Annotated in this window: 25 protein-coding genes; 11 read left to right on the forward strand and 14 right to left on the reverse strand. The window is 69.3% G+C overall.

The window, feature by feature from the left end:
* The first annotated feature begins 20 nt into the window (after positions 1-20).
* Together OG792_RS04750 and OG792_RS04755 are read left to right on the forward strand one after the other, a co-directional pair.
* On the forward strand, positions 21-1,562 hold the full coding sequence (locus OG792_RS04750) for an MFS transporter (protein ID WP_329107678.1): 1,542 nt from the start codon (positions 21-23) through the stop codon (positions 1,560-1,562).
* A 98-nt stretch (positions 1,563-1,660) separates the two neighbouring features.
* Positions 1,661-2,137, forward strand: a complete 477-nt coding sequence (locus OG792_RS04755) for a hypothetical protein (protein ID WP_329107679.1) — start codon at positions 1,661-1,663, stop codon at positions 2,135-2,137.
* A gap of 14 nt (positions 2,138-2,151) precedes the next feature.
* On the opposite strand, the gene OG792_RS04760 is transcribed toward OG792_RS04755, so the two are convergent.
* Genes OG792_RS04760 through OG792_RS04770 form a run of 3 tightly spaced genes read right to left on the reverse strand, consistent with a single transcriptional unit; the run spans position 2,152 to position 3,539 of the window.
* The gene (locus OG792_RS04760) at positions 2,152-2,556 is read right to left on the reverse strand and encodes a hypothetical protein (protein WP_329107680.1); all 405 of its coding nucleotides are present in this window, start codon (positions 2,554-2,556) and stop codon (positions 2,152-2,154) included.
* Complete coding sequence (locus OG792_RS04765) at positions 2,553-2,813, reverse strand: hypothetical protein (RefSeq protein WP_329107681.1); 261 nt, start codon at positions 2,811-2,813, stop codon at positions 2,553-2,555. Before OG792_RS04765 ends, OG792_RS04760 begins: the two co-directional genes overlap by 4 nt.
* 15 nt (positions 2,814-2,828) lie before the next feature.
* Entirely contained in the window at positions 2,829-3,539 is a 711-nt protein-coding gene (locus OG792_RS04770; protein ID WP_329107683.1) for a hypothetical protein, read from the reverse strand.
* Positions 3,540-3,857: 318 nt separating this feature from the next.
* Between OG792_RS04770 and OG792_RS04775 the strand changes: the two genes are divergently transcribed.
* Positions 3,858-5,441: a PQQ-dependent sugar dehydrogenase gene (locus OG792_RS04775; RefSeq protein WP_329107684.1), complete on the forward strand. Its 1,584-nt coding sequence runs from the start codon at positions 3,858-3,860 to the stop codon at positions 5,439-5,441.
* A gap of 43 nt (positions 5,442-5,484) precedes the next feature.
* Here OG792_RS04775 and OG792_RS04780 read toward each other — a convergent pair whose 3' ends face one another.
* Positions 5,485-6,531: a GlxA family transcriptional regulator gene (locus OG792_RS04780; protein ID WP_442932377.1), complete on the reverse strand. Its 1,047-nt coding sequence runs from the start codon at positions 6,529-6,531 to the stop codon at positions 5,485-5,487.
* Between the two features lie 53 nt (positions 6,532-6,584).
* Here OG792_RS04780 and OG792_RS04785 point away from each other — a divergent pair, with 53 nt between their 5' ends.
* Complete coding sequence (locus OG792_RS04785; RefSeq protein WP_329107688.1) at positions 6,585-7,916, forward strand: MFS transporter; 1,332 nt, start codon at positions 6,585-6,587, stop codon at positions 7,914-7,916.
* 17 nt (positions 7,917-7,933) lie between these two features.
* Here OG792_RS04785 and OG792_RS04790 read toward each other — a convergent pair whose 3' ends face one another.
* Together OG792_RS04790 and OG792_RS04795 are read right to left on the reverse strand one after the other, a co-directional pair.
* Positions 7,934-8,623, reverse strand: coding sequence for an RICIN domain-containing protein (locus OG792_RS04790; protein WP_329107690.1), 690 nt, complete (start codon positions 8,621-8,623; stop codon positions 7,934-7,936).
* Positions 8,624-8,743: 120 nt separating this feature from the next.
* Positions 8,744-9,028 (reverse strand): DUF427 domain-containing protein, encoded by a 285-nt coding sequence (locus OG792_RS04795; RefSeq protein ID WP_329107691.1) that lies wholly within the window; start codon positions 9,026-9,028, stop codon positions 8,744-8,746.
* Between the two features lie 98 nt (positions 9,029-9,126).
* On the opposite strand from OG792_RS04795, the gene OG792_RS04800 reads away from it, so the two are divergent.
* Together OG792_RS04800 and OG792_RS04805 are read left to right on the forward strand one after the other, a co-directional pair.
* The gene (locus OG792_RS04800; RefSeq protein ID WP_329107693.1) at positions 9,127-9,588 is read left to right on the forward strand and encodes a hypothetical protein; all 462 of its coding nucleotides are present in this window, start codon (positions 9,127-9,129) and stop codon (positions 9,586-9,588) included.
* Positions 9,578-11,398, forward strand: coding sequence for a caspase, EACC1-associated type (locus OG792_RS04805; RefSeq protein WP_329107695.1), 1,821 nt, complete (start codon positions 9,578-9,580; stop codon positions 11,396-11,398). The genes OG792_RS04800 and OG792_RS04805 overlap by 11 nt, the downstream gene beginning before the upstream one ends.
* A 331-nt stretch (positions 11,399-11,729) precedes the next feature.
* Here the strand turns inward: OG792_RS04805 and OG792_RS04810 are convergent, their stop codons facing one another.
* Positions 11,730-12,485 carry an SAM-dependent methyltransferase gene (locus OG792_RS04810; protein WP_329107697.1) on the reverse strand — a complete coding sequence of 252 codons (756 nt, stop codon included), beginning with the start codon at positions 12,483-12,485 and terminating at the stop codon, positions 11,730-11,732.
* A 334-nt stretch (positions 12,486-12,819) separates the two neighbouring features.
* On the opposite strand from OG792_RS04810, the gene OG792_RS04815 reads away from it, so the two are divergent.
* Positions 12,820-13,605 carry a hypothetical protein gene (locus OG792_RS04815; RefSeq protein WP_329107699.1) on the forward strand — a complete coding sequence of 262 codons (786 nt, stop codon included), beginning with the start codon at positions 12,820-12,822 and terminating at the stop codon, positions 13,603-13,605.
* A gap of 23 nt (positions 13,606-13,628) precedes the next feature.
* Here the strand turns inward: OG792_RS04815 and OG792_RS04820 are convergent, their stop codons facing one another.
* From OG792_RS04820 to OG792_RS04840, 5 genes are all read right to left on the reverse strand, one after another.
* A complete protein-coding gene (locus tag OG792_RS04820) occupies positions 13,629-14,033 on the reverse strand; it encodes a hypothetical protein (RefSeq protein ID WP_329107701.1) in 405 nt (134 codons plus the stop codon).
* Positions 14,034-14,073: 40 nt separating this feature from the next.
* A complete protein-coding gene (locus tag OG792_RS04825) occupies positions 14,074-14,619 on the reverse strand; it encodes a hypothetical protein (protein WP_329107703.1) in 546 nt (181 codons plus the stop codon).
* 160 nt (positions 14,620-14,779) lie between these two features.
* Positions 14,780-15,289 carry an RICIN domain-containing protein gene (locus tag OG792_RS04830; protein WP_329107705.1) on the reverse strand — a complete coding sequence of 170 codons (510 nt, stop codon included), beginning with the start codon at positions 15,287-15,289 and terminating at the stop codon, positions 14,780-14,782.
* Between the two features lie 659 nt (positions 15,290-15,948).
* The gene (locus OG792_RS04835) at positions 15,949-16,137 is read right to left on the reverse strand and encodes a DUF397 domain-containing protein (protein WP_329107707.1); all 189 of its coding nucleotides are present in this window, start codon (positions 16,135-16,137) and stop codon (positions 15,949-15,951) included.
* Positions 16,109-16,915 (reverse strand): helix-turn-helix domain-containing protein, encoded by an 807-nt coding sequence (locus OG792_RS04840; RefSeq protein WP_329107708.1) that lies wholly within the window; start codon positions 16,913-16,915, stop codon positions 16,109-16,111. The genes OG792_RS04835 and OG792_RS04840 overlap by 29 nt, the downstream gene beginning before the upstream one ends.
* A gap of 1,539 nt (positions 16,916-18,454) precedes the next feature.
* Between OG792_RS04840 and OG792_RS04845 the strand changes: the two genes are divergently transcribed.
* From OG792_RS04845 to OG792_RS04860, 4 genes are all read left to right on the forward strand, one after another.
* Positions 18,455-18,634 (forward strand): hypothetical protein, encoded by a 180-nt coding sequence (locus tag OG792_RS04845; RefSeq protein WP_329107710.1) that lies wholly within the window; start codon positions 18,455-18,457, stop codon positions 18,632-18,634.
* Positions 18,635-18,645: 11 nt separating this feature from the next.
* Positions 18,646-18,927 carry a hypothetical protein gene (locus OG792_RS04850; RefSeq protein ID WP_329107712.1) on the forward strand — a complete coding sequence of 94 codons (282 nt, stop codon included), beginning with the start codon at positions 18,646-18,648 and terminating at the stop codon, positions 18,925-18,927.
* A gap of 275 nt (positions 18,928-19,202) precedes the next feature.
* Complete coding sequence (locus OG792_RS04855; RefSeq protein WP_329107714.1) at positions 19,203-20,453, forward strand: hypothetical protein; 1,251 nt, start codon at positions 19,203-19,205, stop codon at positions 20,451-20,453.
* The gene (locus OG792_RS04860) at positions 20,450-21,940 is read left to right on the forward strand and encodes a hypothetical protein (RefSeq protein WP_329107716.1); all 1,491 of its coding nucleotides are present in this window, start codon (positions 20,450-20,452) and stop codon (positions 21,938-21,940) included. The genes OG792_RS04855 and OG792_RS04860 overlap by 4 nt, the downstream gene beginning before the upstream one ends.
* A gap of 2 nt (positions 21,941-21,942) precedes the next feature.
* On the opposite strand, the gene darG is transcribed toward OG792_RS04860, so the two are convergent.
* The gene (darG, locus tag OG792_RS04865; protein ID WP_329107718.1) at positions 21,943-23,019 is read right to left on the reverse strand and encodes a type II toxin-antitoxin system antitoxin DNA ADP-ribosyl glycohydrolase DarG; all 1,077 of its coding nucleotides are present in this window, start codon (positions 23,017-23,019) and stop codon (positions 21,943-21,945) included.
* A complete protein-coding gene (gene darT / locus OG792_RS04870; protein ID WP_329107719.1) occupies positions 23,016-23,705 on the reverse strand; it encodes a type II toxin-antitoxin system toxin DNA ADP-ribosyl transferase DarT in 690 nt (229 codons plus the stop codon). Before darT ends, darG begins: the two co-directional genes overlap by 4 nt.
* Between the last annotated feature and the right edge of the window lie 76 nt (positions 23,706-23,781).

Below are 23,781 nucleotides of genomic sequence, written 5' to 3' on the forward strand. Positions count from 1 at the left end.
CATCTAGCTTCGGGGAACTCATGACGCAGACCATCGAGGGGCCGAGCCAGCTCGACCCCGCCACGGGCGTGGGCCGGCGTGCCGGTCGACCCGCGAACAACGCCCTCCTGGTGGTGTACCTGTCGTTGGGCGGACTGGCGTTCGCCGTACTCCAGTCGCTGGTGGCGCCGGCGATGTCGACCATCGGGCAGGACCTGAACGTCTCGACCGGGGACATCAGCTGGATTCTCACGGCGTACCTGCTGGCCGCGTCGGTCCTGACGCCCATTCTCGGCCGCCTCGGTGACATGGTCGGCAAGCGCCGGGTGCTCATCGGCGTGCTGGCCGTACTGGGCGTGGGGGCCCTGCTGGCCGCCCTCGCCCCGAACCTGACCGTGCTGATCGTCGCCCGGGTGCTCCAGGGCGCCGCCGGGGCGATCCTGCCGCTGTCGATCGGCATCGTCCGCGACGAACTGCCCCGGGAGCGGGTCGGCGTCACCGTCGGCCTGCTGTCGGCGATCTTCGGTGTCGGCGCCGGGGTCGGGATCGTGGCCGCCGGTCCGATCGTGGAACACCTCTCCTGGCACTGGCTGTTCTGGCTGCCGCTGGTGCTCATCGTCGTCGCACTGTTCGGCGCGATCTTCGGGATGCGGGAGTCGGCGGTGCGTACGCCGGGACGCCTCGACACGCTCGGCGCGACGATCCTGTCGGTGTCACTGGTGTCGCTGTTGCTGGCGATCAGCAAGGGACAGGCGTGGGGCTGGGGCGACCCGAAGACCCTCGGCCTGCTCCTGCTCGGCGCGCTCGCGCTGGCCGTGTTCGTCCTGGTCGAACTGCGGGTCCGGGAGCCCCTGATCGATCTGCGGCTGATGGCCGTACGCGGCGTGTGGGCCACCGACCTGGTCGCCCTGATCCTCGGCTTCGCGATGTTCGGTACGTTCGTGCTCGTCCCGACGCTGCTGCAACTGCCCGCCGCCACCGGGTACGGCTTCGGCAAGTCGGTGTCGCAGGCGGGTCTGTTCCTGCTGCCCACCGTCCTGACGATGATCGTCTTCGGCCCGCTCGCCGGTCTGCTCAACCGCCGCTACGGCCCGAAGGTGCCGATGTTCCTCGGCGCGGTCTCGGTTGTCGTCGCGTTCGTGCTGCCCGCGCTCGCCCACGGTGCGGTCTGGCAGGTGCTGGTCTCCGGAATCCTCACCGGAGCCGGTATCGGTCTGGCCTTCGCGGCGATGTCCAACGCCATCATCGAGAGCGTTCCGGCGGCTCAGACCGGTGAGGCCAGCGGTGTCAACACCATCGCCCGGACCATCGGCAGCAGCATCGGCACCGCCGTCGTCGCGGCCGTCATCAGCTCGCACAGCACGCCCCAGGGCCTGCCCACCGACGCCGCGTTCACCGCCGGCTTCTGGGCCTGCGCGGGCGTGGCCGTACTCGCCGTGTTCGCCGCGCTCGCCCTGCCCTCGGCCCGCCACCGCCGCCAGCAGGCCGTCGCCGCCGGCATCGACGACCTGCCGCCCGAGCCCGTCGAACTCCACCTGCCCCACCCGCACCGGCAGCACGGGGACGAACCCGCCCGCGGCTGACCCGGACGTAGCCGGGCCGTGGCCGTCCGCGTCGGTGGCCACGGCCCGGCTGCGCCAACTTCGGGATCGGCGCGGCGGGGCGGGCTTAGGGTCGGGGGATGGAGGTGGACGGGTTGCGGGGCGCGTACGCGGCGCTGTTCGCCGAGGTCGACGGTGGGCCGTTCCGGGCACCGGTCGGCGACGAGCTGAGCGCCGAACAGGTGCTCGCCCACCTGGTGGCCAACGACGAGCTGCTGATCGCGGCCACCGAGGCGGTGCTCGCCGGCTCGCCGTACGCGTACTACGAGCTGGACACCATCCATCGCCCGCAACTCGACGACCTGATCGACCGGTACGGCGGCCTCGACGGCCTGGCGAGCCGGTTGCGGACCACCAGCGGGCAGCTCTGCGGGCTGACCGGGCAACTGCTGGACAAGACCGACGCGCTGGTGCAGACCCGGATCCGGGAGGGTGTCCGGATCGACATCGACGAGGCCCTGCCGTGGGGCCGGGCCCTGGACATCCACCGCCGGGTCCACCTGCCCGCCCACACCGACGACCTGCGAGCCCTGCACGATCCGCCGTCGCCGAGCTGACTGCGTCGCTCGGGTCAGCGGGAGTCGGTGACCACGTGCGAGCAGGCGGGGCAGGCGGCCGGTCCCTGCTCGGCGTACCAGCGGCAGGTGCGCCGGATCGCGCAGCGGGGCAGCGACGCCTCGTCCGGTACGGCCGTCTCCCGGTACGACTCGACCAGGCGGGCACCGAGGCCGCAGTGCTCCCCGGTCCAGAACCCGCAGGACGAGGTGACGCACGGCCCGGCCAGCCGATATTGCGACTCCGCCGGTGCGGCCGGGTCCGGCAGCCCGGACAGGGCCACCTCGGCCGGCATCGCCGGGGTGACGTAGGCGACCCGCCCCGCCGGAGTGATCATGCCCAGGAACACCGTGGCGTTGGCCTTCGGCGTGCTCGGGCACATCCGCTCCGACGAGTCCGGCCGTACGGGAACCTCGGTCACCGTTGGATCCAGAAACCGATATCGTTGATCTTCGTGCCGAGGTCGTCGGCCAGCGGGCCGTCCACCACCCAGAGGCCGTACCACTCGGGACGCAGTTTGATGTTTCCGTGACCGACGGTGAGCGGATTGGACAGTTTCGCCGATACGGTGTGCAGCGCGTTCAGTCCGGCTTTCTGTATCTCGCCGGCGATGCGCGCCTTCTGTGTCTCGTCCAGTTCGACCCCGTCGACGACGAACCGGAATTCGCTGCGTGCCATTCCTGCCTCCTTCGGCTAGTACGACTCGGTGTCCAACCCGAGCCGCAGGCTTGTCCTGGTGAATGCCGCCCAACCCGCCCGGGAGCCGACGTCGGCCGGCTGCCCGGCCCGGCGCAGTGCCCGGTTCGCGGCGGCCCGCCAGTCGGCGGCGGAGGCGGTGCGGTACCCCCACAGTTCGCGGCACGCCGACACGGCGAACGCGACCTGCTCGGGTGACCCGGTGAAGCCCGCGGGCCCGCCGGTGACGAGGACGCCGTCGGCGGTCGGCTCGACGAGCGCGAAGTGGTGGTGCAGGCTGGCCAGCGTGGCCCAGTGGGCCCGATCGGTACGCCCGGCGACGAACCCGTCGTGCACCCGGTCGTCGCGGCGGTACCGCAGCCCGGCCAGGGTGAACACGGCACCGGCGGGATCGGTGTGGCCGGTCACCTGGACCGGCTCCTGCCAGCTCGACGGTGAGTTCGCCGACCAGAACGCCAGCCACGAACCCAGCCGGTCGTGCAGGTCCAGCTGGAACGGTTGGGCGGTCAGGGCACCGCCCGGCGACCTGATGACGGCGGTGGCGATGCGGTCCCGGCTGACCGTGGCCGCCGCGTCCGTCGGGCCGGTCGCGGCCGTTTCGGGTCGGGCGGCGAGTGCGGCGGTCGGGCCGGCGACGGTGACCGCCGAGGCGGTTGCCGCGGTGACCAGCAGTCCCCGGCGGGAGAGTCCAAATGGTGTGTCGCTCATCGTTCACCTTCCCGCTGCGACGACCTTTGCCGAGAGCTTAGCGATCAAATTATTGTTATCAATACAACAAAGTGTCGTGACAACGACGAAAATTAGTCGGGAAACTGGTGGCGCTCCGGGCTATTCATTGTCGTACGCCGATGGCGTCACCTCGGCCGAGGCGGCATGTCGCACCTGTCCGCGCCGATCGGACAGTTCGCCGCCAACCGGACATGATCGGGCATCCCGCCAACATCATGGGAGCGTTCCCATGTTCTGGGACGTTCGGCTCGGGCTGCCGCCGTGGCATTACGTTCCTGTTAACCGATGGGAGTAAATATGTTGCGACGTCAATCACTTGGCCGGTTCGGCGCGGCCGCGACCATCGCCGTACTCGTGCCGCTGGCCCTCACCGGGGCGCCCGCCACCGCCGACCACCAGGCCCGGACCGGATCGTCCGCGACAGTCGCGCCGGCCACCATCCAGGCGGCCGCCGTACCGCTGGACCGGCTCACCGTCAGCACCACCCAGGTCGCGTCCGGGCTGCAACGGCCGACCGCGATCTTCGCCCCGGACGACGGTAGCGGCCGGCTGCTGATCACCGAGAAGGCCGGCATCGTCCGGGTCTACCACCCCACCACCGGACTCGCCGAGGCCCCGCTGCTCGACATCACCGACCGGGTTTCCACCGCCGGCAACGAACGCGGCCTGCTCGGCATCGTCACCTCGGCCAACTTCGCCACCAGCCGCGCGTTGTACGTCGCCTACACCAGCCTCCCGTCGGGCACCCTGACACTGTCCCGGTTCCCCCTCGACCAGGCCAACCAGCAGCCGATCCCGGCCAACCGCGAGCAGATCCTGCTGACCCAGCCGCACGCCGAGTTCGGCAACCACAACGGCGGGCAACTCGCCTTCGGCCCGGACGGCTACCTCTACTGGAGCCTCGGCGACGGCGGCGGCGCGGACGACGTACTCAACAGCGGTCAGAATTTGACCACCCTGCTCGGCAAGATCCTCCGGCTGGACGTCGGCCGCGCCTGCGCGCCGCTGGCGTACTGCGTACCAGCGGGCAACCCGTTCGTCGGCGTCGCGAACGCCCGGCCGGAAATCTGGGCGTACGGGCTGCGCAACCCGTGGCGGTTCTCGTTCGACCCGGCCGACGGCTCGCTCTGGATCGCCGACGTCGGCCAGGGCACCTTCGAGGAGGTCGACCACCTGCCCGCCGGCCGGGCCGGGGCGAACCTCGGCTGGTCCTGCCGGGAGGGCACCCAGGTGTTCAACCAGGCGCGCTGCCCGGCAGGGGCGACCTTCGTCGAACCGGTCTTCACCTACCGCACCTCGGTCGACGGTTGCGCCATCATCGGCGGGCACGTCTACCGGGGCCGGCAGTACGCTGACATCGCGGCCGGGACCTACCTCGCCACCGACTACTGCTCCGGCACCGGCTTCGCGATCCGGCCGAGCGGCGGCACGTACGCCACCCGGGCGCTCGGTGAGCTGACCATCCAGCCGACCACCCTCGGGGTGGACGCCGCCGGCGAGATCTACCTTGCCAACGACCTGCCCGGCCAACTGCACCGGGTGGCCTTCGCGGCCCTTCCGCCGCCGGCCGGCTGCACGGTCGGCTACCGGGTGGACTCCCAGTGGGGGACCGGCTTCACCGCCACCCTGACCCTGACCAACACCGGCACCGAGCCGATCAACGGCTGGACGGTCGGCTGGACCTTCCCCGGCACCCAGCGCGCCGGCACCTTCTGGAACTCCGTCGGCACCCAGCAGGGCGCCACCGTAACCGCCCGCAACGCCGCCTGGAACCCCACGATCCCACCCGGCACCTCACTGACCTTCGGCTTCCTCGGCAGCACCACCGGCCCCAACCCAGCCCCCACCACCTTCACCCTCAACAACACCCCCTGCGCCTGACCTCCCTGCCTCACCCCGAATCACTAATACGGAGAAAGAGTGGTTATTCCGCCTCGGATAGCCACTCTTTCTCCGTATCAGCGCGGTCGACCGGGGAGGGGGTGGAGGGGTGGCGGAAGGTGCGGCGGTAGGCGGTGGGGGAGACGCCGATGCTTTGGTGGAGTTGTTGGCGTAGGGCGGCGGGGGTGCCGAAGCCGGAACGTTGGGCGACCTGGTCCACCGGCAGATCGGTGGTTTCCAGGAGTTGGCGGGCGTGGTCGGTACGGTGTTGCAGCAGCCAGCGGGCCGGGCTGACGCCGGTCTCGGCGCGGAACCGTCTCGTGAACGTCCGTACGCTCATGCTGGCGTGGCCGGCGAGCTGCCGCAGGGTCAGCGGCTCGTGCAGGCGGTGCTGGGCCCACTGTCGGGTCGCCGCGGTGCTGGCGTCGGTGGGGCGGGGGACGGGGCGCTCGATGTACTGCGCCTGACCGCCGTCGCGCCACGGCGGGACCACGCACCGGCGGGCCGACCGGTTCGCCACCGCGCTGCCGTGGTCGGTACGGATAACGTGCAGGCACAGGTCGATGCCGGCGGCCACCCCGGCCGAGGTGAGCACGTTACCGTCGTCGACGAAGAGCACTCCGGGATCGAGTCGGACGTCCGGGTAACGCCGCCGGAACCGGTCCGCGTACGCCCAGTGGGTCGTTGCCGGGCGGCCGTCGAGCAGACCGGCGGCGGCGAGCACGAAGGCGCCGGTGCAGATGGACATGATCCGCGCACCCCGCTCGTACGCCGAGGTCAGCGCCGCGTGCACCGCCGGTTCGAGCAGTTCCCGGTCCAGCGACGCCCCGTGGATGCCGGGCACGATCACGGTGTCGGCGCGGTCGAGCAGCTCCAGCCCGTGATCGGGCACGATCCGGAAGCCGGCGCTACTGCGGGTCGGTCGGGCGCCGGGGGTGCAGACCTCGACGGTGTAGAAGTGCTCGTTGTCGGCGTTGCGGGCGGTGCTGAAGATCTGTGACGGGGTGCCAAGATCGAGGCCGACCACCTGGTCCAGGGCGAGTACGGCGATCCGGTGCGGGCGTGGCGTCATGGCCCGATTGTTGCGCATGATGGCTCTCCGGCCACTCGTCCGCCGGGTGAGCGTGGCCGACACTTTCGGTCGTGAAGACTGCGCGCCTGTTCCACCCGGCCTGGGCCGTCGCCGCCGTCGCCTTCGTGGCGCTGGTCGGCGCGGCCGGTTTCCGGGCCACCCCGTCGGTCCTGCTGCACCCGTTGCACGAGGAGTTCGGCTGGCCGTTGGCCACCATCTCCGCCGCCGTCTCGGTCAACCTGATCCTGTACGGCCTCACCGCGCCGTTCGCCGCCGCGCTGATGGAACGCTTCGGCATTCGCCGGGTGGTGGTGGCGGCCCTGCTGCTGGTGGCCACCGGCAGCGGCCTGACCGTGTTCATGAACGCGAGCTGGCAGCTCATCGCCTGCTGGGGCGTACTGGTGGGGTTGGGGACCGGGTCGATGGCGCTCGCCTTCGTGGCCACGGTGACCGGGCGCTGGTTCGTCAAGCGCCGGGGACTGGTGACCGGGGTGCTCACCGCCGGTGGGGCGGCCGGGCAGCTCGTCTTCCTGCCGGTGCTGGCCAACCTGGTGTCGGCGTACGACTGGAAAATGGCGGCACTGGTGGTGTCGGCGGCGGCGCTGCTGGTCGTACCGTTGGTGGTTTTCTTTCTGCGCGAGCACCCGGCGGACCTGGGGCTGCCGTTGTACGGCGGCACCGACGTGGTCCGGCCACGGCCGCTGCCGGGCGGTGCCGGGGGTGCGGCGGCGCGGGCGCTGACCGGGTTGCGCACGGCCGCCCGGACCCGCGCGTTCTGGCTGCTCGCGGGTGGGTTCGCGATCTGCGGGGCGACCACCAACGGTCTGGTCGGCACCCACTTCATCCCGGCCGCGCACGATCACGGGGTGGCCGAGACGACCGCCGCGAGCCTGCTCGCCCTGGTCGGTCTCTTCGACATCGTCGGCACGATCGCGTCCGGTTGGCTGACCGACCGGGTGGACAGCCGACTGCTGCTGGCCGGCTACTACGCGCTGCGCGGGCTCTCCCTGCTGGTGCTGCCGAGCCTCTTCGCCGACACCACCGGGCCGACCATGCTGGTGTTCATCGTCTTCTACGGGCTCGACTGGGTGGCCACGGTGCCGCCGACGGTGGCCCTGTGCCGGGAGCACTTCGGTGACCGGGGCCCGGTGGTGTTCGGCTGGGTGTTCGCCTCGCACCAGATCGGCGCGGCGATCGCGGCCACCGGTGCGGGCCTGGTCCGGGACCGGCTCGGCGAGTACACCATGGCCTGGTACGTGGCCGGTCTGCTGGCGCTCGGGGCGGCGGTGCTCTCGTTGCTGCTGCGCCGACGGGAGCCGGTGCCGGAGCCGGTAGTCGAGCCGGTGCCGGAGTCGGCGGTGGGCGGGTCGCGCGCCTGGCGCCTGCGTCCGACCGACGGGTAGCGGGTCGGCGGGCGCACTTACCCGGCTGACCACTGTTGGTTGGTGCCGCCGTGGCAGCCCCACTGCTGGAGGCCGGTGTCGGGGCTGGAGAGGGTGTTGCTGGGCACGTCGGCGCAGCGGCCGCTGTTGAGGTTGACCAGCGACAGTTGCCCGTCGCCGACGCCGGCCAGCCGCCACCGCTGTTCGGGGCTGCCGTCACAGACGGCCGGGTGCAGTCTGGCCCCGTCGTCCTTGCTGCCGTCGGCCACCTCCAGGCAGCCGCCGGTCGCGGCATTGACCAGGGTGAACTGGTCGCCGACCACGGGGGTGGGTCGCCACTGCTGGCTCGGGTCGCCGGAGCAGACCCGTTGCTGCACCTCGGCGCCGTCCTGGCCGAAGGCGAGGCAGAACGAGGAGGCGACGGAGCGGAAGCTCCGGGCCGGGATCTGCGCCGGGGTCGGGCTGGGCGGGGGAGGAGCGGGGTCGGTGCTGCCCGCCGCCGCGCCGCTGGGCGCGGGCGGTACGGAGGCGGCCACCGGGGCGGGCACGCCCGCCGGGTCGCCGCCACCGGCGAAGATGCCGGTGGCGAAGATCGCCCCGATCAGTACGCCGATGCCGCCGGTCGCGACCGCCGCCGTCATCAGTCGGTCACGGCCGGGGCGGACCGGGGTGGGCGAGCCGTAGACGGTGCCGCCCGGCGGTCGGCGTTGCGGATCGGAGGTGGCCATCTAGCGATAGTGACCCAGTCGACGGGTCCGCGACCATCGGCCCGCCGCACCTCACCCCGCATTTCCGGTACGGAGTGAGGCGCGGCGCCCACCTTCGTCGGCCAGTCGACCCTTCGTCGTTCAGTCGACGACCTTGACGTCTTTCCAGAAGGCGACCCGGTCGCGGACCTGTTCGGCGGCCGGGAGCGGATCGGGGTAGTACCAGACCGCGTCCTGGCTCTCGTCGCCGTCCAGTGCCAGGGAGTAGTAGCTGGCCTGTCCCTTCCAGGGACAGATGGTGTGGGTGTCGGATTCGCGGATCACGTCGTCGCGCAACGCGCTGCGCGGGAAGTAGTGGTTGCCCTCGACGACCACGGTGTCGGTGCTCTCTGCGATGACCTGGTTGTTCCACAAGGCTTTCGGCACGTGTTCCAGCGTAGGCCGGCGGTCGCCGGTCGGCCACGGCTCGGATTTGCCCCCTATCGGATCACGGATAGTTACGAGATAGTTACTGTATGTGGAACATGTCGGGGGATCGGAAGCTGTTCCTACAGGTCAGCGGCCCGATGGCGGACAACCAACGGGCCGACGCGGCGGCCACCACCGCCCTGCTCCGGGAACTGAGTACGGGGGCGGGTCTCGGGGTCGACCGGCTCGTTGAAAGCACGGGCGGGCCGGCGGGCCGCAAGGCGGGAGAAGTCGTGTCGCTGGCCGAACTCGCCATCACCGGCGCCTTCTCGGCCACCACGCTCGCCGCACTCACCCGGATCGTCGTCGCCTTCGTTCGGCGGGGCGCCGCCCGGCGGATAGTGCTGCGCGACGGCGACCGGACCCTGACCATCGTCGACCCGTCGGAACGTACCGAGCGGGCGGTGGCGCGCTGGCTCGGCGCCACCGAGCCGCCCGGCCCGAACCCGACGGCCCACCTGCCCGACACGGTCCCGGTGCCGCAGGCGCGGCGGGGGGTCGGCTCCGGTGTCGACTAGACCACCGGTCGGCCGGTACGCGCTGCTGATCGCGACCGGCGAGTACGCCGACCCCTCGCTGCACCGGCTGCGCGCCCCGGAGCAGGACGTCGCCCGGCTGGCTGACGTACTCGCGGATCCGGCGGTCGGCAACTTCCACGTGCGTACGCTGCGGAACGCCCCGGAGCGGGAGATCCGCGCCGCGATCGAGGACCTGCTCACCGACAGGGTCGACAGCGATCTCGTGCTGCTCTACTTCTCGTGTCACGGCATAGTCGACCCGTACCACCGGCTCTATTTCGCGGCCGGTGACACCGTCCGGACCCGGCCGGCGAGCACGGCCATCTCCCGTTCGTTCGTCAACGAGCAGTTCGAGGCGTGCCGGGCGGCGGCCAGGGTGCTGATCCTGGACTGCTGCTTCGCCGGTGCGTTCGCCGAGGGCTTCAAGGGTGCGCCGCAGGGCGCGCTGGACTGCCAGGTGGGTCGGGGGTACGTCGTGCTGAGCGCCTGCGACAGCTACGAGTACGCGTTCGAGTCCGACGAACTGGTGACCGCCGCGCCGCGTGGTTCGGTCTTCACCGACGTACTGATCGAGGGGTTGGTCGGCGGCGCGGCCGACCTCGACGGTGACGGCCGGGTCAGCGTCGACGAGCTGTTCCGCTACGTGCACGACGGGGTGGTCCGCCGCCGGTCGGGGCAGCAGCCGAAGTACAGCGCGTACAACGCCGAGCCGCACATCTACCTGGCCACCGTGCCGCAGACCGCCGCAACCGCCGGCATCGGGTCGGGTGGGGCGATCGACCGTCCGGCGGCCACCTACAACCAGCACCAGGCGATCGTGGCGCGCGGGTTCCGTACCGGTGCGGACCTGGTCCGGCGCACCTACGGGCCGTTCGGTCGGCGGATGCTGGTGGAGGACGACCATGGTGGGTACCACGAGGTGGCCGACGCGGCCGGCATCGTGACGCTGCTGGCCGCTGGCGACACCCGCGCCGGGCTCGGCACCGGCTACCTGCGGGAACTGGTCGAGGGGATCCGGCACCGGGTCGGTGACGGCGCCACCACCGGAGTCGTGCTGGCCCAGTCGATGCTGGACGGCGCCTCGGTCGCGCTGCGGGCGGGGGCGAACCCGGTGGCGCTGCGGCGCGGCGTCGCGACCGCCGTACGGGACGTCGCCGTCGAACTCGCCGGCCTCGCGGTGCCGGTACGCACCAGGGCGGACCTGCGCGCGCTGGCGACGATCGCCTCCGGCGACGAACTGGTCGGTGACCTGGTGGCCGAGGCGGTGGACCGGATCGGCCGCGACGGCGTGATCCGGGTCGAGGCGAGCAACCTGTTCGGCCTCGAACTGTCGGTGGTGCTGGCCGGGGTGGGCGGTGGAACAGCGGTGATCAAGGTGGGCGAGTCGACCCCGGAGCAGCAGCGGGTCCGGCGACGCCAGATCGACAACGCGGTACGCAACGCCAGGGCGGCGGTCGAGTGGGGACTCGTGGCCGGCGGCGGCGCGGCGCTGCTCGGGGTGCACGCCCGGCTGGCCGGTCGGCGTACCGGGCCGGTGCCGAGGCAGCGGGGGGACGACGAGGCGCTCGGGTACGCGCTGGTCGTGGGCGCCTTGCCGGCGCCGTTCGAGGAGTTGCAGCGTCTCGCCGGCCGGGACCCGGGCGGGGTGCCCGAGGACCTGTGGTGCCGGGGGCCGGGTGTCACCTTCGACGTGGTCGGCGGGCGGTACGTGGTGGCCCGGGACGCCGGCATAGTCGACGCGGCCGCGACCGTACGCGAGGCGGTCACCGCCGCCGCGAACGTGGTCACCCGCTATCTCATGCTCGGCTGAGCCGGCGCGGTGGCCGTACGGCAGGAGGACGGGGTCGGGATTCGGGCTGCGGTGGCCGGTACCGGTTGCCCGGTGCCGGCCACCGCCCGTGCTGCGACGTGGTGCCGACGTGCAGCAGGTCATCGGAGGCAGAATCGCGGCAGGCGTCGCCGACCAGGCGTGCACTGCGGCGCAAATTGCACTCGCCGGGTCAACTATCCGCCGTCGGCGTTGGCTGAAGGTCAGCCCGAGCGGTAAAGATCACGCGCGGCACGTCGGATGTGCGTTGCCGGGATGTCTGCCGTCCTACCCGTCCAAACACGAAGAGTGACGCGTCACCCTGGGTCGGGGTTCACCGGCCGGGGGCGAGGGTCGGGCGGAGCACGAAGACGCCCCAGCCGAAGTAGCGGCGGCCGTACTCCAGGTGCCAGCGGCGGGACAGGTCGCGGAACTCGCGTACCTGTTGGGCGCGCGGGTCGTGCGGGTACGCCCGCAGCCACTCGGTCAGCGTCCACCACTGCTGGGCCACGTACCGGTCCCAGCTGTCGGCGTCGGCGAGCACCACCTCGACCAGGTCGGTGCCGGCCGCCTCGAACCGGTCCAGGGTGCCGCCGAGCGAGGTGAAGTCGTCCAGCCCGAACCCGTACGCCGAATATGCTCCCGGCGGCGGCGGGTCGATCCAGTACGGCTCGCCGACCAGCAGCAGCCCGTTCGGGCGTACCGCGCGCCGCATCAGCTCGATGGTGCCGGCCAGCCCGCCGCCGATCCAGGTCGCGCCGAGACAGGAGACGACGTCGTAGCCGCTGGGCTCGGCCCGGTAGTCGGCGGCGTCGCCGTACTGGAAGCTGATTTTGTCACTGACCCCCAGTTCGGCCGCGCGTTTGCTGGCGGCGGTCAGGAACACCTCACTGATGTCCACACCGTGCCCACGGATGCCATAGCCCTGGGCCCAGCGGCAGAGCAGTTCGCCCTTGCCGCAGGCGAGGTCGAGGACCTTGGTCTGCGGGCCGACCCGACTGGCCGCCCCGAGCAGCATCAACTTCTCGTGGGTGAACGGGTTGAGGATGCGGTGCTCCGCCTCCGACAGCTCGTGCAACCAAAGCGACATCGGGCCAGGATTACCCGTTTTCCGGATCGTGTCGAGCCCCATCTTTCGGGCCAAGATCCACTCCGTTCGGCCTGCGCCTCTCCACCACCACCGACCGAACCGTTCCGGTTCGATCCCGCCGCCCGGAACCCGCGACGTTTGCCCAGGTCAGAGCCGCAATATCGGGTACGCCGAGCGCGCCTGCGAGCAAGCCGTGAATCGCACAGACTAGACCGACTTCGATTCGTTGCCGGCAAAACCGCGCCGGCCGACATCGTGTGGTGGGAAAGTTCACGGCACTGTCGGAGAGTAGGCGGGTCGACACAACGGGCCCCGATCGGGCAGGCTGTCGGCCGTGCAACCCGAGGTCTTCATCGCGATCGGATCGGCGGTCGTCTCCCTCCTCAGTGTCCTGTTCACCACCCTCTCCGCGCGCCGGGTGACGGTGTTGCAGTACCGGTTGGAGGAGCAGCGGCAACGGCAGAGCAAGGCGGAACTGGCCGAGCAGTTGCTCAGCCGTTACCGGGAACCGCTGCTCTGGTCCGCGCACGCTTTGCAGGGCCGGATGTTCAACGCCGTACGGCCGGGTTTTCTCTCCACCTACCTGCACTGCGGCGACCCGGACGACGAGCGGTACACCCGCGACTACACCGTGTACGTGCTGGCCGAGTATCTCTGCTGGGTGGAAATCATCCGACGGGACCAGCAGTTCCTCGACCTCGGCGACGTCGAGCGGAACAAAGCGTTCTTCGGCTTTCTCGACCGGATGACGCAGATCGTCGCCGCGCTGGACACCCCACCACCACTGCGCCTCTTCCGGGGCCAACAGCGCGCGATCGGCGAACTACTGCTCGTACGCGTCGAAGACAGCACCGGCACCCGGTACGAGTCGATGGGCTACGCCGAATTTTGCGAACGGCTCGACATCGATCCCCGGTTCGCGTCCTGGTTCACCCGGATCCGGGCCGACGTGGACGTGATCGCCACCGCCGACTACGACGGGAACGAGCGCCTGGTGAAAATGCAGCACGAGCTGATCGCCCTGATCGACTTCCTGGACCCGGAGCAGGCCCGCCTGGCCACCCCGAACCGTGCCCTGGTCAACCGCGACACGATCGGCAAACTCACCGGCACCACCTGACCGGACGACAGGGCTCGGGCGATTCACGTCAGCGCGCGTTCGACCCGTACATCAAGGGGCGGCACAGTGAAGGTCAGCAGGACGGGTTCGTCCGTGTCGGGTCGCGGGCCGAGGCGTTTGCCGTAGCGTCCGAACGATACGAACAGCCGGTACGAGCGAGGGGTGCTTTCCTCTGAGAACGCCTTCGGTGTCACCGGGTCTGTGGCGCCCTCGGTGGCGGTCACCTCGATAGGCCACCGATCCCTCTCCCCGACGTTCCACGCCGGTCCCGTAACTCGGTCGCGCCCACTGGTGTCGATAACCTCGACAACGGTCTGCAACCCGTGGGGCCCGTCGGTAACACCCGAGTGCCACAGCACCCAGCCGTCGCTGTCGTGCAGGACCTCGGGGGCGCTCACCAGGCGCGGTCGCGGAAACTCACTGGTCACGGCCCGAACCTACCGGTCTGGGTACGTCATCGGTGGAGGTTCACACACTGCAAGCGATGGTGATCTCGTCCGAGAACACGTTGCCCTGATGTGCTCCCCGGGCATAGATCTCAGCGACCAAGCGGAACTTGCGGCGGTTGGTGTTGTCGCAACCCTCACCGGCTTGAACGGTCGCTACCCGTGTGAGGTCTTGGGAGAAAGGGCTGCGCAGCCTGTCGTGTTGGGTGAAGATGACGCACAGGATGCCGTCGCAGGTACTTTCCAGTCGTACGAAGATCCAGTGCGGGCGGTTTTGGGGATCTTCGCAGGTTTGCTGCCCACCCCATTCCAAAGTGCTGTTGATCCTCCGTGGACCGGTGAAGGTGCCGCTACAGTAAGAGACGGGATACGCCACGGTGGGATCCTCGTCCGAGGAGTCGGGTAGCTGGATGGACCACGTCTCACCGTCGGTGACGATCGTTGTTTCGGCCACCGGTGTGGCATGGTTGCTGGCATGAGCCGGGGGCGCTTGTAGTACCGACAGCATCAGCGTTGCTGTCAGTGTCGCTGCTCCAAGCCGGGTGAGATGGACGAACCGGATTTCCATGCTTCTGCCTCCGTGAGTAGGTGAACAGTGGCGAGCGATGTCGTTCGATCCGTGTGGCGCTGCGGGCTGCAACCGAAGGGCGACGACGAGACCGGCCGATGGGGCCAGGCCACCACTTGGGCAGCCTGACCCAACCCGGTCAACCTTCACGGTGACAGCACTAGAAAGGTTGGTAGGCCCACTGCTGGAAGACGCCGCGGTTGCAGGGGTGGGTGTAGACAGCGCCGGCGTTATTGCCGTCTAGGCAGAGGCCGGTCGCCTTGTTCCGGATCTCGTAAACGGTGAATCCCCAGGTCCCGGTGCCGACGGCGTTCACCCACCAGCGCTGGTAGTCGCCGCCGTTGCAGCGGAGTCCGTAGGCGTTGCGCGCGTGGTTGCTGTCCAGGCAGGTCCAGGTCGCCGTGGACTGGACGATCTCGAAGGCACCGCCCTCCTTGGGGATGAACCGATGCTCGGACTCGTCGTTGGCGGTAGTGGCGGTGCGGGCGGCGTGTGGTCCTCTGTAGTCGGCGTAGATGAGGTTGTTCCAGGTCGGTTGGTGGCGTAGCCACCCCCACCGGTTGGCCTCGATCGCTTGGGCCGGGCTGGCCAGGGTGAGGATCAGCACCAGCGCGAATGCCGCGCTGAGCGTGACCCCGAGAGCACGTTGCATGTTTGCAAACATGCGCATGCATCAATGTTATTAAGATCAATGTTTCTGCTGAGTGGGCACGTGGTAACGGAGTGGTAAAGGCGTAACTTTTTCATGCCCAGCGCAGCCGTCTTCGTCGTCTTGGACCAGGCGGGCGATCACCGAACGGTGTTGCCGCTGGCACGGGCCATGATGACCATCGCCCCCCTGGTGACCGGCTCTTGTGGCGGTCGCGGCCCAGACGGCGTCGAGTGGATTTGAGTGGGGCGTAGGCCGGCGGTGAACCGGCGATACTTGATCATTGGAGGCGCTCCCAGGATCCGGGGCTGAGGTTGGCGTGTCGCCACAACTCGTCCAGGTCATCGCCCCGGTAAAAGGCCGGCACTGCTCGGCAGAACCCTCGGATCGCAACCGAGATCACCCCGACATCGCGACGCAATCCATCGACTCCCCGCAATGCGTACCAACTTCGTCGACGATCTTGCACTTGTGGCGCCCGGATTAGGACCCTTGTCCGGATTTGTTCGCCACCACAAGTGCAAGATCGTCGCGCCGTTCGGTGTGTGCGGCGGGGGAGGAGGAGGCTCATGGCCTGTTGCATCCGGTTGAGGCTGGTCGCGGTCGGGGGGGCGTTCGGCGCTGGATACGACAGTGCTCCCCGCGCGTGTCTCTGGGCGCGGGGAGCGTCGGGGCTGTTGTCAGTGCTGCTTGGCGAGCCCGACGAACGCCTGCCACGCCGTCGGGCCGAAGGTCAACGCCGGGCCGGACTGATCCTTGCTGTCGCGAACGAGGACGCGACCGGGCAGGTTGTCGGCAACCTCGACACAGTTCCCGCCGCTCTGGCCGCTACGGCTGGACTTACGCCAGGTCGGCCGCTGAGTCGTCATGATCATCCACCAACCTCAGGATAAGGTCTCTTGACTGGTCGCAAGGGAGCGCGACCGCCGCTATAGCGTGCCACAAACGATCCATGCTGGATACGCGGGCCGGCTCCACCTCTACCCTGTCTTCAAAGAAGTCCTCCAGCAGGCCAACCATGCTCCCGCCCTCGATGTTTGCCAGAGAGATGGAACCGCTGCGGCCCCCGTGCAACGCGGCGTAGGCGGGGACGACGTGTATGAAGATATTCGGCCGGGCGCCCACGTCGGCCAGGTGTAACAGTTGCTCCTTGGCGATCTCGGGAGGGCCGCAGTGGAGGGTGGCGGCATCCAGGATGAAGATGAATGTGGGTCGATCCTCTCGGTCGAGGATCGCGGCTTGCCGCTCCATCCTGAGGGCGACCTCACTCGCCACCTTCTCATCCGTGTGCAGACCCGTGCGGGCGAACACCTCTCTCGCGTAAGCCTCCGTCTGTAGCAGGCCGGGGATCAGGGTTCCTTGGAAGTAGCGCAGGGTCGAGGCCGTCTCCTCCACCTTTTCCCAGGGGAGGAACCAGCTCGGCGCCGGGCGCCGGTTCTTCCGGGCCTCGGACGCCGCCTTCTGTACCTCCTCCCCGGTCTCGAAGTATCCGTCGAGGGCCTTGGCGGTGTCGGGCTTGGGGATCAACCGATTCGTCTCGAAGGCTGCGATCAAGGAACCACTCACCTGGATCGCGTCGGCTACCTGGTCCTGGGTAACTGCACGCTTCGCGCGAAGCTGTTTGAGTTGCGCCGGAAGGTTATTCACACTTATCCCCTCTTATAAAGTCCACGCCCGCTCGTACGGCAACGCAGCCAGGGCTATCCGCCGTAAATGCTCTGCGAGTATCTTCCGCCATCCCATGTCGGCAGTCCAGGGTGGAGGCACAGCACTTTCGCTCGAATCCAATCGGGAACCGCAATTTGCAAGGACGAGCGGGAGTTGCGCTACCGAGGGGGTGTGCGATGTTCGTCGTTCAGGTCTGGTGGGATTCCGTTCTTCGATTGCTCGCCCCGCCCCCGCCCCCGTCCCCGGCGCCCCCACCGCCGGCCTGGCCGGCGTGGACGGACGAGCCGACGGCGAACCTGGGGCCGCTGCTCATGTTCGGGCAGCGGATGGGCTATCGGGTGGGTCGTCGGAACGGGGGCCGGCATGCCCGATGAGCCGTTGGTCAAGGTTGGTGACGTGTTCACGATCGATCCGACGTCGTACCTGCTCGGTCATGGGCCGTTTGAGTGGCCGGAGGGTTGGCAGGACCTGCGTCTGCGGGTGACGCATTACCCGGTGGACGTGGAGTTGGGTCGTACGGATTGGGTTGCCCTGGTGGGGGTGGAGTTGGGCCCGGACGGTGAGCGGGTGGCGGGTTGGGTTGGTGTCGTGCGGACCACTGCGCTTCCGGGTTACCGCCGGCCTCCGTGTCCGTTCGGGTGTGTGCGGTGTCCGACCGCGAGCGACCCGAGTCGGTGGTCATGAGGCGACGATGTGCCGGTCCCTGCGTACTACCGCGCCTGTTGCGCGATGTTCACCCGGCTGTTCGAGATGGAGGCGCATCTGTGAGCGATGACGAGACGAACCCGACCGCCGCTCCGGAGATCTCCGGTGAGGGGCCGGGCGCGTCCGGCGGAATCCCGTCGTGTGACTGATGGGTGGGGAATTGAGTATTGAGACGTTGAAGTGGATCGCTCGGAGTGAGGTCATGCGGCACCGTAATTCGCGCCTCTGGCGGCCGGTCTGCCTCCATTGCACCCAGTACGGGTGCCCGTATATGGATCGTGCGATCGAGTTTCTCCAGGCTCTCGCGCGTGACGTGAGCACCGGTACGCAGGACCGTGCAGGGAAAGGTGAATTATGAGTAGGCAGGATGAGCCGTTGACGAGGGCCGGGATCTGGTGGGCCGCCGGGATGACGCTTCAGGGTCATGTCAATGGGCGGCGGTGTCCGCAGTGTCGGGCGGATGGGTGCGCGCAGTTGGCCTGGGCGCAACGCGAACGCCAAACAGTGGCATCGGTGGCATCGGTGGCCCGGTGACGGATGAGCCGCTTACCCCCGTGACGGACGGGCCGCATGCCCCGGCGGCGGACGGGCCGCTCTGCATGAACTGCGGCAGCGACAGCGCCAAGTGCGACCGGTGCCGGGGGTGGGTCAAGCCGTGGTCGAAGTCGTGGCTGCCGTGGGCGCCGTGCTCCTGCCCGTGCTGGTCGCGTAAGACCCGGCCGCCGGCCCCGACGATACCGATGATCGAGATCGGTAAGCGTCGTCGTGGCTGACCCGGACCGGTCGACGCTCACGAAGATCACAGTCAACCTGATGCCGCGCGCGGTCGACGCGCTCGGCTCGGCGTGCGCCCGGTCACGGGACACGAAGACCGACACGATCAACCGGGCGCTGGTGGTCTTCGACCTGGTTCTTGATCTGACGGAACGGGGCGGGGGAAGCCTCACGGTGCGGAACCCCGATGGCGGCACCGAGCGGGTTCACCTGCTCTGAAAGGAGGAAGCGTGGAAAACGACCCGGACGCTGGCGTCCCGATGGGCGCCCCGCACCGGCCGGGCGACGACTGGCGGTGCAAGGACGACGCCGAGGAGTGGCCCTGCCAGGTGTTCCGCCGCCGCATGTGGTCCCTTTACCAGGGAAACCGGCCCCGACTCGCCGAAGTGATGGGCGGCTTCCGCGACAAGGCAACGGCAACCCTGCCCGACCTGACCCCCAAACAGGCCGAAGCTCGGTTCGTCGGCTGGGTCCACGACCCACCGGTACGCCGCCGACTACGGGCGATCTGACCGCAAATCGGGCGATAAAGCACTACCAACTGTGGCCGGGCGGCGGGAGGGCGCCGCCAGGGAAACTCATGCTTTTAGTTCGTACACCATCTTTTGCGTGCGTACATCAAAGATGGTGTACGAGAAAAACGTGTTATGCGTCCGCCTGGGATATCCCGATGGCGTTGGTCGCCGGGTCCGACAGGCAGGACCAGGACGATCGGCCGACCGGGTGCGAGCGGTGAACGTGGGTGGCGATCGGCGGCGATCCGACCGTGAGCTTGTACGCTGCGTCGATGCCGGATTCCAGCTTGATACGGGATTCCACCGAGCGCTGGTTGGAGCGGCTGCGTGGCGCGGTCGCACCCCGCCGGCACAACGCCCGTACGATCGCCGCCTTGACCGGCAATCCGGGCTGTCACCGGCGGGCGGTGCTGGACGCGGCCGGGGTCGACAAGCCCCGGCTGGCCGAGCACGTCGGCTTCCCGGCCCGCTACGGCCAGTCCCGCTTCGCCATCACCCGTGGCAACTCGTTCGAACGGCAGGTCAAGGCGGACGGCGGGGTCGAGTTGCTCCGGCTGCTGCGTGAGCGGCTCGGCCTGCCGATCCCGGACGCGGAATACACCGACCTCGACGGCGGCACCCCGGACCCGACCGCCGACCCGACCGACACCGACAAAGACGCCGAGAAAGACGCCGACAGGGACGCCGACAGGGACACCGACACCGACATCGATGTCGAACCGATGCGACCGGTCGAGAGCAATGAGGAACGGTACGAGCGGTCCCGGCAACTGATCGGCGCGGCGGCCGGCGCACCCGCGTCCGGCGACGCCCTGATCTTCGACCATCCGCTGCTCCGGCTGGAGGTCGCCGGCCAGCGCGTCTACCTGGAACCGGACCTGATCGCGTTCCGGGTCGACGGCCGGTTCCACGTCGTGGAGATCAAGTCGTTTCCGGTGATCGACGGGCAGGCCGACCCGAGCAAGGTATCCGCCGCGGCGGTCCAGGCGGCGGTCTACGTACTCGCGATGCGGCAACTGTTGACCGAGGGCGGGCACGACCCGGCGATCGTGTCGCATGACGTGCTGCTGGTCTGCCCGCGCGACTTCACCAACGAACCGGTGGCCGCGCTGATCGACGTACGCAAGCAGTTGTCGACCCTGCGTCGGCAACTGGCCCGGATGGCGCGGGTCGAAGAGCTGGTGGCCGCGTTGCCCGCGGATCTGAGTTTCGACCTAGCCCCCGACCGCGCCGGCCGACCGACCCGGCCGCCGGAAGCCCTGACCACCGCGCTGAGCGTGGTCGAGGCGCGCTACGCGCCGGAGTGCATGGCAAGCTGCGAACTCGCCTTCTTCTGCCGGCACGAGGCGCGCGGCCAGACCGGCAGCCTCGGCAAATCGGTCCGCGAGGAACTCGGCGGCGTCGAACGGGTGCCGACCGTGCTCGCCCTCGCCAGCGGTGAACTGGCCCCGGCCGACGGGCAGGCCGAGGCCGCCGCGATGCTCCAGGCCGCCGCACGGCTGCGGGCCGAGGCCCTGTCATGAGTACGCTCACCGCCCTCGCCCGCGCGCAGGCGCTCGCCGCCGGGGTGGCCCAACCGACCGCCACCGTGCGACACCTGCACCTCGCCGAGCGGCCACTGGTCCTGGTGCCGCTGACCATGGCCGGCGAGGCGAACGCCCCGCTGGCGATGCTGGTCGGCACGGCACCGGAGCGGCCCCGGCTGCTGGTGGTGCCGCAGCCGCGCAACCGGGATCAGCGGCTCGACTTCGTCACCGCGCTCGGCACCGTGCTGCTGCCGTACCTGGGCAGCCACCGGGGCGTGTCGGAGTCGGTGCCGATCGACCGGGGACGGGACGTGCGCTACCGGTACGTCGAGGCGCCGCAACTGCTCGTACCCAACTCCGGCGGGATCACCTTCCTGCGCCTACTCGGCCGCAACACCCGGTTCCGGCGTACCGACGGGGACTATCCGGTCGACGCGTCGGTGCCGCTGGTGGGGCGGTGGCTGACCTTCCTCGCCGAGCGGGCCGAGCACCCCGGCTCGTCGCTGCTGGTGGCGCTGACCGACGCGCTCGGTCTGCACTGGGCGACCGGGCAGAGCTCGGTGGAGGACCTGAACCTGGCCGCACAGCTCGGCTGGATCGACCCGCCACCGGGCGTGCCCGGCCCGGTGGCCGCCGCCGAGGCGGAGGACCCGTCGATCTGGCCGCCGGCCGGACCGGCCACCGACCCCGGGTTCGACAACGACGTACTCGCCCCGGCGATGGCGGCGCACCAGGCGGCGGTCGCGGCCGACGACGAGCCGGCCAGGCGGCGGGCGTACGCGACCATGGCGGAGGCGTTGCACGGCCAGTTGGAGCCGACCTGGCGGCTGATGTGGCGGGGCCTGGCGCGGCTGCGCACGTTGCCGGCCGGGGCACGGGTGGCGGGACGCTGGGACGCCGACCGGGACGTGTTCACCGACTACGCCGGCTACACCGACGAGGGCGGCCAGCCGCAGCCCCGCCGCGACGGGGCGGTCGCCGCCGCACAGCGCCTGCACCGGCTCGAACGCGCGCTCAGCTCGTACGCGGTCCAGCGCGCCTACGACGACCCGCTGGTGATGGCCGACCACCGGCTGACCGGGGAGGCGTTCGTCGGTGAGGTGACCCTGGCCGACCCGGCGCGGGTCGACGACACCGGCAAACGGCCGGTGCTGCGTCCCCGGATCATGGTCGTCACCACCGACCCCGTGCTGGTCCAACCCGGCGCCACGCTCTGCTCGCCGACCCGGCCGGCGCAGAAGGCCCGGGTCGTCTTCGTCACCCGGACCGGCGACGGGTCGAAGACCGAGGTGGTGTTGGAACTGTCCGGCGGGATGGGGCGGGGCCTGACCGCGCCACCGGGCACCGTCCCGGAGGTGGGGGAGCGGCTCTGCTACACCACCCTGACCGACGGCTACGTCCCGCCCGGCGCCTTCCCGTCCCGCGAGGACACCCCCTGGACCCACGGCGGCCCACCCACGGATGAGGCCGGCAGCCAGCACTGACGCTAAGCGGTCACCAGCGGCAGCAGGCCGGCGGATCGCAGCCGGTCGTACGCCATCGTTACGTGAGCGGGCGTGAAGAGCCGGGCCTTGCGGCCGCTCCAAGTCTGAACCCGCTCGATCAACTGACCGAGATCGTTCGTGGGTGGATCCAGATCGGCGGCGTAGTGCACGGTGGCGAGCAATTCGAGACTGTATGGAGTCTCGAAGCCGTCAACGAGATGGGCCAGTCGGGTGAGGGATGCTTCGGCGGCGTTGCCGTTGGATTCGAACCAGGCCGACACGGCCTCGGCCGTCCCAGGCGTCAGATTGATCGGACGCAGTTCCTCGACCCGTGCCGATCGATCCCCGTAGCCGAGAAGGTAGTGCCCTTCCAGACGGTCGAGAACCTGGTTCAAGCGCTCGGCGTACGGCCCGTACCGGCCTCGGTCGAAGTCGAGGCGCAGCGGTTCGCCCAAGGTCTGTAGGAAGTAGGCGATCTTCTGGATTTCGAGCGTGGTTACCCCGTCCCTGGGTTCCAACGCCTTCGAGCGCTCCAGATAGTGGTCGACCGCACGGAGCAGGGCGGCTCGTCCGGGGGTCAGGGGTGGCTTCTTGGTGGCGACTGGCATGTCGCCAGGGTCGGGGGCTCCTTCCGGTGGGAAGAGCAGCACCTGTACGTCCGGCAGTTCGGCGAAGGCCCGTGTGATCTCGGGGCGGATCTCCTCCCAGTCGAGGCCGCCATTCCCGCAGCCGAGGGCGGGCACCGCTACGGAGCTGATCTTGTGTTCGTGAACCACCCGGACGAGGTCCGCGAGACCTCTGCGGATGTCGACCAGCTTGGACCGGGCGCGCCAGTGCCCCTTGGTGGGGAAGTTGATCACATAGCGGCGGAGGCCGAGTCGTCCGGAGTCGAAAACAAACATTTCGCCTAGTTTGACTTGCCCTGCTGCGCACGCCATCCGATAGGCCGCGTAGTTCGGCGGATAGGCGCGCTTGAACTGCAACGCGATACCCTTGCCCATCACACCAACCGTGTTGACGGTGTTGACCAGGGCTTCGGCATCCGCTGTCAGGAGGTTGCCATGGCTGATGACGATCACTCTCGCACCTCCCCTCGCGGATATCCGTAGTACCAGTCCGGTCTGACAGCAACGTACCGGTCGATGATGTCAGCCGAGCGTAGGACCTGCTCAAGCTCGGCCTTCCGGGCCGTCGTCCGAACGGCGTAGCCCGTGATCAGGCTGAGCGGGATCTCACGATGGACCAGGAACTCTGCCATCCTGCGCCTGACGCGATCTTGATCCTCTGGCACATCTCGCCAGATTCGTTCTCGCATAAGGGGCCAATCGACCAAATCTTCCAGATCATGGATCAAGGGCGAGAATCGGGTGAGATGGGCGGCGCAGTTGCCGTCGCTGGCAACCCAGGGCACCCCGGACCCGGCTACCCTGTCGACCGAGCTGACCAGGTAGATCAAAGGATCGTCTCCGCCTGGGTAACAGTCCGGCTTTCCGTCGCGGTGCTCACACGCAATCCTGTACATCATCGGCGAGCGGGGGGCGAAGTAGAACGGCACGTAGTCAGCCACGACTCCACCGGGCGCGCAGGGGACCACTCGCCTGCGACGGCTTGTCTTGATATCGGCCGCACCGACGTCCGTGATCAATCGTGAGCTGACCGCGTTGTCGGCGACAAGCCTTCCAGCGGAAAGAATCGACGGAAGATTGCTGATGTGTGTGAAATGCATGATCAGTGCCCGCCTCGGTGGACGGATCGGGTCGGTCACCGGCTCAAAGGCTGATCGTCTGGGTTCTCGGCCGCTGCCTGCGCAACCTGGGCCTCGCCGTACAGTCGTGCGCGAA

Source organism: Micromonospora sp. NBC_01699, assembly GCF_036250065.1.
Taxonomy (GTDB): Bacteria; Actinomycetota; Actinomycetes; order Mycobacteriales; family Micromonosporaceae; genus Micromonospora_G.